Below are 1,667 nucleotides of genomic sequence, written 5' to 3' on the forward strand. Positions count from 1 at the left end.
ACAGTTGCTGTTCGGCATTCAAGGCGTCGAGGTTGGTCCGTTCGCCGCCGAGAATGCTCTGTTTGGTCGACACTACCAGCGCTTCCGCCGAGGTCAGCGCTTTCTGGTAAGCACGTAATTTGCTCACCCCGGACAGGCATGCACTGAACTGACGCCGCAGCTCGATCAGTGTCTCGCGCGTCTTGCCATCCAGTTCGTACTCCGCCTGTTCCATGGTGCGACTGGCCTGGCGCGTCGATGCCGACACCCCGCCACCGGCATACAACGGCACGCTGACCTCAAAACCGATGGTGTTGGTCTCGTACCGCTGGTTGTAGGTATTGCCGCTTTCCGATTCGTTCTGGCGCATCGACGCGTAGGCGCTGACTTTCGGCAAGTGCCCGGCGCGGTTGCGCTCCACTTCGTAGCGTGCCACTTCCACCGCCTGGCGTTGCGACGCCAGGTTGGGGTTATTGCTGATCGCCATTTCGTGCCAGGTGTCGTAGTTGGCCGGCATCAGCGCGAAGGTCTGGAAGTTCTGATTCAGCGGCACCAGATCACCGATATCCACCGCCGGCACACCGACCAGAGCGCCCAGTTCACGCAGCGCGGCATCCTGCTCGTTGCGCGCCTCGATCTCTTCGGCGGTCGCCAGTTCGTAACGCGACTCGGCTTCGAGAATGTCGGTGCGGGTGCCCTCGCCCTGTTTGAACATGTGCTCGTTTTGCTGGAACTGCTGCTCGTAGGCCTTCTTCTTCGCCTGGGCGATATCAATCTGATCCTGGGCAAACAAGGCCTTGGTGTAGTTGTCCAGCACCCGCACCAGCAGTTCCTGACTCTTGCCACGGAAGTTCTCGTCGGCGAATAGCGACTGCGCCACGCCTTTGCGATACGCGGCATAAGCCTCGTAGTCGAGCAACGGTTGTTGCAGGGTCAGGGCCGAGCCGTAACTGCTGTAGTTGCGGTCATCGGTACGATTGCGCGCACGTTCGTCGAGGGACGTCGCCTTCGACGAGTTACGGCCCTTGTTGTAGGTGTAACCGATTTTCGGCAACAGCCCGGCGCGGCCAATGGCGCGGTTCTCCAGGCCGGCATCACGCTCCTTGATCGCGCCGAGGAACACCGGGTCGTTGCGCAACGCTTGTTCGTAAATCTCGAACGGCCCCATCGCCGCCACTGCCGTGTGACTCGCCAGCAGCATCATTGCCGCCGCGAGCATGGAAAGCTTATTCATACAGCCGAACATCCTTATTCCTCGGTCAACGCGGAGCCTGCCCGGTCGAGCAGCGGTTTGAACAGATAGTTGAGGAGTGAACGTTCACCGGTACGCACGAACATCTCTGCCGGCATGCCGGGCTTGATCACCAGACCGTTGAGTTTTTCCATGGCCTGATCGCTGACACTGCTGCGCAACACGTAGTACGGCACGCCGGTTTTCTCGTCGATCATCTGGTCGGCAGAAATCAGGCTGACTTCACCCGGTACCCGCGGGGTTTTGCTCTGGTTGAACGCAGTGAACAGGATGTCCACCGGCAAATGCGTGCCGACCTTGTCGATCAGGTTGATCGGCAAGTGCCCTTCCACTTCCAGGCTGGTGCCTTGGGGTACGATCTCCAGCAGGGTTTCGCCCTGCCGGACCACGGCGCCTTCGGTGTGCACGCCGAGGTTGACCGCCACGCCATCGGCGG

2 protein-coding genes are annotated in these 1,667 nt (G+C 60.6%); both read right to left on the bottom strand.

Annotation, left to right across the window (positions count from 1 at the left end; translation table 11 throughout):
- Window positions 1-1,225: TolC family outer membrane protein (locus DBR24_RS18325; RefSeq protein WP_256591615.1), on the bottom strand; the 1,225-nt coding region annotated here is incomplete at its 3' end.
- A 2-nt stretch (window positions 1,226-1,227) separates the two neighbouring features.
- The coding region (locus tag DBR24_RS32760) for an HlyD family secretion protein (RefSeq protein ID WP_256591616.1) at window positions 1,228-1,667 on the bottom strand (440 nt) is incomplete at its 5' end.

Origin of the sequence: Pseudomonas sp. HMWF006 (assembly GCF_003061205.1) — a bacterium.
Classification (GTDB): domain Bacteria; phylum Pseudomonadota; class Gammaproteobacteria; order Pseudomonadales; family Pseudomonadaceae; genus Aquipseudomonas; species Aquipseudomonas monsensis.